The following is a 7,657-nucleotide window of genomic DNA, read 5'->3' as shown; positions in this document are numbered from 1 at the left end:
ATTCTGGAGGCCATCGTGGTTCTGCTTGCGCTGCCGGTGGTGTCGTTCTCCCACGGCGGACTGACATGGACAAGTGGCGGCTTCCTCATCGGGATGACGGGCGTTCTGATCCTGCTGGCCGGATTGCAGGGCAAGCCGTGGGCGCTGAAGGCCGATATCGCCGTCCAGGTGGTGCTCATCGGTGGGGTCGTCATCCACGCCGCGATCGGATTCATCGGTGTGGTCTTCGCCGCGGTGTGGTTGCTGATCGCCCATCTGCGTGCCGAGGTCAAGCGCCGTCAGGACCGGGGCCTGCTGCCCGGTCAGCAGCGTCGGCCTTCTGACGAGTAGTCTTCGTCGACGTGACTGAGCGGACCCTGGTACTGGTCAAGCCCGACGGCGTGAAGCGCCTCCTCGTAGGCGAGATCCTCAGCCGAATCGAACGCAAGGGCCTGACCATCGCGGCCCTGGAACTCAAGGCGGTCAGCGAGGACCTCGCCCGGCAGCACTACGCCGAGCACGAGGGCAAGCCGTTCTTCCCGTCACTGCTGGAATTCATCACCTCGGGTCCGGTCGTGGCGGCCATCGTGGAGGGCCCGCGTGCCGTTGCGGCGTTTCGCCAGATCGCTGGCGGTACCGATCCGGTCGAGAAGGCCACGCCCGGCTCCATACGCGGTGACCTGGCCTTGGTCACTCAGGACAACCTCGTCCACGGCTCGGATTCGCCCGATTCCGCGGTCCGTGAGATCGAGCTCTGGTTCCCCGGCCGTTAGCTGGCTACGGAGCCTCTCGGGGGGCGTCCGAGGACGCATCGTCGGAATCCGCGCCGCGATGTGGGATACTGGCCCAGGGTGAGCAGCTTCATAACGAGGCTGGACACCCGGATGAAGACTTAGACGAGCGCGACCACCAAGGAGCCTTCCGAGTGCGGCGCGGCGTCCAGCCGTCATTCAGCCAGGCACTGAGGGCTCCATTTTCGGAGCTGCTCGGAGCGAGACCATGACAAGCCCGGGAAGAGTTCCACGGGTCCATAGCGAAAGCCCTCGCGTGGCCGCGTCGACACGACGCGCCCGGGGGCTTGAGGAGAGTACGTGGCTGACCGTGATTTTGCCGCCCCATTCGACGTATCAGAAGACACTCAGCGCGATGAGGACGTGTCCGCTCAGCTAAGCCAGCCGCATGTCGACGTCTTCGTCGAGCCCGTCTCCAAGACCGCGGAGGCCCTGGAGGTCGATCCCGAGCCGCCGCCTGTGCCCGAGCCACTCCCGCCCAGCACGGCGCCCGCGGCCTACATGCCGTTATTCGTCGCGCCGCAGCCCGTCGCGTTCGTCGCTCCGAAACCCGTCGTCGTCGCAGTAGAAGACGACGAAGACGACGACGACGATGACGACGGCGATGACGACGGCGATGACGAGGACGACGCCACAGGCGATGCCGACGACGAGCAGGGCGATCGGCCTGCGAACAAGCGCCGCCGCCGCGGCCGTCGTGGACGCGGGCGTGGTCGCGGCGAACAGAGCGCCGACGACGACGTCGACGGCGACGGCCAGGACGACGCGGTCGAGGCCAGCGACTCGGACGACACCGCTGACGACGACGGCGCCGACGACGAGAACGCGGATGACGAGAACGCGGGAGGTGACGGTGCGAACCGTCGCCGGAGGCGCAGGCGTCGACGCAAGTCCAGCGGTGGCGACGGAGACGAAGACGGCTCGCCCGACGACCCGCCGAACACCGTCGTGCACGAACGTCCGCCGCGGGCCGAGAAGGCCGCGAAGGTCAACAACGAGATTCAGGGCATCGCCGGGTCGACTCGGCTGGAGGCCAAGCGTCAGCGCCGCCGCGACGGTCGCGACGCGGGTCGCCGTCGTCCACCCATCCTAAGTGAGGCCGAGTTCCTGGCCAGGCGCGAAGCCGTCGAGCGGATGATGGTGATCCGCGACAAGGTTCGCACCGAACCGCCGCACGAGGGCGGTCGTTACACGCAGATCGCGGTGCTCGAGGACGGTGTCGTCGTCGAGCACTTCGTGACCAGCGCCGCGTCCGCGTCGCTCGTCGGAAACGTCTACCTCGGCATCGTGCAGAACGTCCTGCCGTCGATGGAGGCGGCGTTCGTCGACATCGGCCGCGGGCGCAATGGCGTGCTGTACGCCGGCGAGGTGAATTGGGAGGCCGCGGGTCTCGGCGGCGCCAACCGCAAGATCGAGCAGGCCCTCAAGCCCGGTGACTACGTCATCGTGCAGGTCAGCAAGGATCCGGTCGGTCACAAGGGCGCACGCCTGACCACTCAGGTGTCCCTGGCGGGGCGTTACCTGGTCTACGTTCCCGGCGCATCCTCGACCGGGATCAGCCGCAAGCTTCCCGACACCGAGCGCCAGCGGTTGAAGGAGATTCTGCGGGAGGTCGTTCCGGCCGACGCCGGCGTCATCATCCGCACCGCCTCGGAGGGCGTCAAGGAAGACGACATCCGCACCGACGTCAATCGGTTGCAGGAGCGGTGGAACGAGATCGAGGCCAAGGGCGCCGAGATCACCGCCAAGGCCGCAGGCGCCGCGATGGCGTTGTACGAAGAGCCCGACGTCCTGGTCAAGGTGATCCGCGATCTGTTCAACGAGGACTTCACCGGTCTGATCGTCTCCGGTGACGAAGCCTGGACCACCATTAGCGAGTACGTGACATCGGTTGCGCCAGAGCTACTTCCGCGCATGAGCAAGTACGAGTCGGCTGCCTCGGGTGGACCCGACGTCTTCGCCGTGCACCGCGTCGACGAACAGCTGACCAAGGCGATGGACCGCAAGGTGTGGCTGCCGTCCGGCGGCACGCTGGTGATCGACCGGACCGAAGCGATGACCGTCGTCGACGTCAACACCGGCAAGTTCACCGGCTCGGGTGGAAATCTCGAGCAGACCGTCACGCGCAACAACCTCGAGGCCGCCGAGGAGACCGTCCGCCAGCTGCGCTTGCGCGACATCGGCGGCATCATCGTCATCGACTTCATCGACATGGTGTTGGAGTCGAACCGCGACCTGGTGCTTCGTCGCCTCACCGAGGCGCTGTCCAGGGACCGCACCCGCCACCAGGTGTCCGAGGTGACGTCGCTCGGGCTGGTGCAGCTGACCCGCAAGAAGCTGGGCACCGGGCTCATCGAGGCCTTCTCCACGACGTGTCCGCACTGCGCCGGTCGCGGGATATTGCTGCACAGCGACCCCATCGACTCGACATCCTCGGCCGCCGGCCGAAAGAGCGAGCCGGGCACCGGGCGGCGCAGCAAGCGTGGCAAGAAGGGTGGTCGCACCGAAGACGAGGTGCAGGTCGCCAAGGTGCCCGTGCACACGTCCGGTGAGCATCCGATGTTCAGAGCAATGGCGGCCGCCACCGGACGCGAAGACGACGAGGAAGGCGACGACGATCCGACGGTGCTGGAGGCCGCCGAGGGCGCCGGAGAGACCGTCGGTGACGGATCCGAGGACGCGGCAGTCTTGACCCGTCCCGTCGAGGAGATCCTGGACGACGAGGACATCGAAGTCATCGACGATGACGAGGACGACGACGAGGACATCGAAGTCATCGACGATGACGAGGACGACGAGGACGACGAGGACGACGACCTCGACGACTCCGAGGATGACGACGATGACGATGATGACGACTCCGAGGACGACGACTCCGACGAGGACGACGACGACGAGCCGCTCATCGCCGCTGCGGGGCGTCCCCGGCGCCGTCGCGCGGCCGCCCGTCCCGCTGGTCCGCCGGTCTCATGAGGCGTAGCCGCCGCGGGCAGGGCGCGGTTTGACCCTTTACCCGCTGGTCACGTAACCTTGCACAGTTGTCTGCAGACCCCCGTAACGACTGGGTCCGCGACACGCGGGGATTGACCCCCGCACCCAAGACCCGCGTTCGCAGCCTCCGGGTGGCGCGCGCCCGTAAGCGAAGTAGAGGAAGACGGAGAACGATGGCGACATACGCAATCGTCAAGACCGGCGGCAAGCAGTACAAGGTCGCGGTCGGAGACATAGTCAAGGTCGAGAAGCTGGAGCTCGAGGCCGGCGCTTCCGTCTCGCTGCCCGTGGCGCTGGTCGTCGACGGTGCGACGGTCACCACCGCCGCGAAGGACCTGGAGAAGGTCGCCGTGACCGCCGAGGTGCTCGAGCACACCAAGGGCCCGAAGATCCGCATCCACAAGTTCAAGAACAAGACCGGTTATCACAAACGCCAGGGCCACCGTCAGAAGCTGACGGTCGTCAAGGTCACGGGCATCAAGTAAGTAAGGGAGCGAACTAATGGCACACAAGAAGGGCGCTTCCAGCTCACGCAACGGTCGCGACTCCAATTCACAGCGCCTCGGCGTGAAGCGGTTCGGCGGTCAGGTCGTCAAGGCGGGCGAGATCATCGTCCGCCAGCGCGGCACCCACTTCCACCCCGGTGTCAACGTCGGCCGTGGTGGCGACGACACGCTGTTCGCCACCGCTCCCGGCGCCGTGCTCTTCGGCGTCAAGCGTGGGCGCAAAACGGTCAACATCGTCCGCACCGCACGCATCGAGTCCTAGTAGTTCGAGGACCTCTCCGCGAATGTGAAGCAGCCGCGAGTTCTCGACTACTCGACTGTGCCCGATGCTCTTCGCGCAAGCGCTCATCGCCGCACTAGCTGCACACTCGACGGGAAGGAAGTCTGATGGCTCGTTTCGTCGATCGCGTTGTCATTCATGCACGCGCAGGCAGCGGCGGTAGAGGTTGCGCATCGGTACATCGAGAGAAGTTCAAGCCGCTTGGCGGCCCTGACGGTGGCAACGGCGGTCGCGGCGGCAGCATTGTCCTCGTCGTCGATCCGCAGGTGCACACGCTGCTCGACTTCCACTTCCATCCGCACGTCGACGCGCCCTCCGGCAAACAGGGGATGGGCAACAACCGCGACGGCGCATTCGGCGACGACCTCGAGCTGAGAGTGCCGGACGGCACCGTCGTCCTCGATGAGAACGGCCGGCTGCTCGCCGATCTGACCGGTGAGGGCACCCGTTTCGAAGCCGCCGCTGGCGGACGCGGCGGGCTCGGAAACGCGTCGCTCGCATCGCGGGCCCGCAAGGCACCTGGCTTCGCCCTGCTCGGGGAGCCCGGCCAGGCGCGTGACCTCACCCTGGAGCTCAAGACCGTCGCCGACGTCGGCCTGGTCGGTTTCCCGTCGGCGGGCAAGTCCTCCCTGGTGTCGGTGATCTCGAAGGCCAAGCCCAAGATCGCCGACTATCCGTTCACCACGCTGGTGCCCAACCTTGGTGTGGTCGCGGCGGGGGAGCACACCTTCACCGTCGCGGACGTTCCCGGTCTGATTCCCGGCGCCTCGCAGGGCCGCGGACTTGGGCTCGACTTCCTGCGCCATATCGAGCGCTGCGCGGTCCTCGTGCACGTGATCGATTGCGCGACGATGGATCCCGGGCGCGACCCGATCTCGGACATCGATGCGCTGGAGGCCGAACTGGCTGCCTACACCCCGACGCTGCAGGGGGATTCGTCGCTCGGTGACCTCGCCGACCGGCCGCGGGCGGTGGTGCTCAACAAGATCGACGTGCCCGACGCGCGCGAACTCGCCGACTTCGTCCGCGACGAGGTGGCGAGCAAGTACGGCTGGCCCGTCTACGAGGTGTCCACCGTCAGCCGGGATGGCCTGCGGCCCCTGACGTTCGCGTTGTGGGACATGGTGGCCGCCTACCGCGCAGCGCAACCCGTGGTCGCGGCCCGCCGCCCGGTGATCCGGCCGATCCCGATCGACAAGAGCGGATTCACCGTGAAGTCCGACGGCGAGGGCGGCTTCGTGGTGCGCGGCGAACGTCCGGAGCGGTGGATCGGTCAGACCGACTTCACCAACGACGAGGCCGTCGGCTATCTGGGCGACCGGCTGGCGCGGCTCGGCGTCGAGGACGAACTGCTGAAACAGGGTGCGAAGCGCGGCTGCGCGGTGACCATCGGCGACATGACCTTCGACTGGGAGCCGCAGACGCCCGCAGGCATCGATGTCACGATGTCGGGGCGTGGCACGGACTTGCGACTCGAACAGGACGATCGGGTTCGCGCGGACGAGCGCAAGATCGCCCGCAAGCAGCGACGGGAAAGTCGCGCACACGACGAGCAGTCGTGACCAGCCCGCACCGCGACGCGATCCGAACCGCCCGCAGCGTCGTCGTCAAGATCGGAACCACCGCGCTGACAACGCCGAAGGGCGTGTTCGACGCGAGCAGGCTCGCCTCCTTGGCCGATGCCATCGAGGCACGGATGAAGGCGGGCTCCGACGTCGTCATCGTGTCCTCGGGTGCGATCGCCGCGGGGATCGAGCCGCTCGGTCTGTCCAGGCGACCCGCCGACCTCGCCACCAAACAGGCTGCGGCCAGCGTCGGTCAGGTGGCGTTGGTGAATGCCTGGAGTGCTGCGTTTCAGCGGTACGACCGCACCGTCGGCCAGGTGCTGCTCAGCGCCCACGACATTTCGATGCGGGTGCAGCACACCAACGCTCAGCGCACGCTGGACCGGCTGCGCGCACTGCACGCGGTGGCGATCGTCAACGAAAACGACACCGTCGCCACCAACGAGATCCGGTTCGGTGACAACGACCGCCTTTCGGCGTTGGTCGCGCACCTCGTCGGAGCGGACGCGCTGGTGCTGCTCTCCGACATCGACGGGCTCTACGACGGTGACCCGCGCAAGGCGTCCAAGGCCGGACCGGCGCGCTTCATCTCCGAGGTGGGGGCGCCCGATGACCTCGACGGCGTCATCGCAGGGGGCGGCAGCAAGCTCGGCACCGGGGGTATGGCGTCCAAGTTGTCGTCGGCGTTGCTGGCGGCCGATGCAGGCGTACCGGTGCTGCTGGCCGCGGCCGCGAACGCGTCCGAGGCACTCGCCGACGCCTCGGTGGGGACCGTGTTCGCGCCGCGGTCTGAACGCATGTCCTCGCGACGGTTCTGGGTCCGTTACGCCGCGGAATCGATGGGGGCGTTGATGCTCGATGACGGCGCCGTCCGCGCCGTGGTCGAGCGGCGTCGCTCGCTGCTGCCCGCGGGTATCACCGAGGTGTCAGGTCGCTTCCACGGCGGCGACGTGGTCGAGCTGCGCGGCCTGGACGGTACGGTGGTCGCGCGCGGCGTAGTAGCTTACGACGCAACGGAATTGGCCACGATGGTCGGCCGCTCGACATCGGATCTACCCGCGGAGATGCGCCGCCCTGCCGTGCATGCCGACGATCTCGTCGCCGTCTAGGGCGCCTCGAGATACAAAGCGCCCCAGACGATCTGGGTCAGCGTCGCCGCCAGTTCGGCGTCATACGACGCAGGTCTGCCTGGCAGATTCTGCTGACAGGTTCGCTCGGCCATCCAGGTCAGCGTGCTGGCCGCTGTCTCCGCGGACAGCTCTGGGCGGATGAAGCCATCACGCTGGCCCTCTTCTATGACCGCAGCGAGCCGCGCCGCGATGGTGGTGAGGATGTCCCGGTAGATGGCGCCGACCTGCGGGTCGTAGGCTGCCATTTCGTTGAGCGCTTCCAGCAGAGGCTGGTGATGCCGGTAGCTGGCGACCAGACCGCACATGGCGGCCAGCACGTCGGCGGGATCACGACGTCGGGAAACACCCCACCAACGCTCGGCGGCACTGGCAAGGTCGTCGAACACCTGGCCCGTCAGGCGGCGCAGCAGGTTGC

General features: G+C 67.3%; 8 protein-coding genes. 7 read left to right on the top strand and 1 reads right to left on the bottom strand.

Annotated features, from left to right (window positions below; translation table 11 throughout):
• From QOI01_RS11585 to proB, 7 genes are all read left to right on the top strand, one after another.
• On the top strand, window positions 1-330 hold a 330-nt coding region (locus QOI01_RS11585; RefSeq protein WP_526380991.1), incomplete at its 5' end, for a DUF4233 domain-containing protein.
• A gap of 11 nt (window positions 331-341) precedes the next feature.
• The gene (ndk, locus tag QOI01_RS11580; protein ID WP_526380990.1) at window positions 342-752 is read left to right on the top strand and encodes a nucleoside-diphosphate kinase; all 411 of its coding nucleotides are present in this window, start codon (window positions 342-344) and stop codon (window positions 750-752) included.
• Between the two features lie 318 nt (window positions 753-1,070).
• Window positions 1,071-3,743: a ribonuclease E gene (gene rne, locus QOI01_RS11575; RefSeq protein ID WP_526380988.1), complete on the top strand. Its 2,673-nt coding sequence runs from the start codon at window positions 1,071-1,073 to the stop codon at window positions 3,741-3,743.
• A 191-nt stretch (window positions 3,744-3,934) separates the two neighbouring features.
• Window positions 3,935-4,246 carry a 50S ribosomal protein L21 gene (gene rplU / locus QOI01_RS11570; RefSeq protein ID WP_526380986.1) on the top strand — a complete coding sequence of 104 codons (312 nt, stop codon included), beginning with the start codon at window positions 3,935-3,937 and terminating at the stop codon, window positions 4,244-4,246.
• Between the two features lie 16 nt (window positions 4,247-4,262).
• The gene (gene rpmA, locus QOI01_RS11565) at window positions 4,263-4,529 is read left to right on the top strand and encodes a 50S ribosomal protein L27 (RefSeq protein ID WP_526380984.1); all 267 of its coding nucleotides are present in this window, start codon (window positions 4,263-4,265) and stop codon (window positions 4,527-4,529) included.
• Window positions 4,530-4,654: 125 nt separating this feature from the next.
• On the top strand, window positions 4,655-6,109 hold the full coding sequence (obgE, locus tag QOI01_RS11560; protein WP_526380982.1) for a GTPase ObgE: 1,455 nt from the start codon (window positions 4,655-4,657) through the stop codon (window positions 6,107-6,109).
• Window positions 6,106-7,221 carry a glutamate 5-kinase gene (proB, locus tag QOI01_RS11555; RefSeq protein ID WP_526380980.1) on the top strand — a complete coding sequence of 372 codons (1,116 nt, stop codon included), beginning with the start codon at window positions 6,106-6,108 and terminating at the stop codon, window positions 7,219-7,221. Before obgE ends, proB begins: the two co-directional genes overlap by 4 nt.
• Here the strand turns inward: proB and QOI01_RS11550 are convergent.
• Window positions 7,218-7,657 (bottom strand): TetR/AcrR family transcriptional regulator (locus QOI01_RS11550; RefSeq protein ID WP_526380978.1); only part of this gene is annotated, 440 nt, incomplete at its 5' end. The genes proB and QOI01_RS11550 overlap by 4 nt on opposite strands.

The sequence above is a fragment of the Mycobacterium sp. genome (assembly GCF_032162605.1).
In the GTDB taxonomy this organism is placed as follows: domain Bacteria; phylum Actinomycetota; class Actinomycetes; order Mycobacteriales; family Mycobacteriaceae; genus Mycobacterium.
This window is presented reverse-complemented; position numbering and strand designations above follow the sequence as displayed.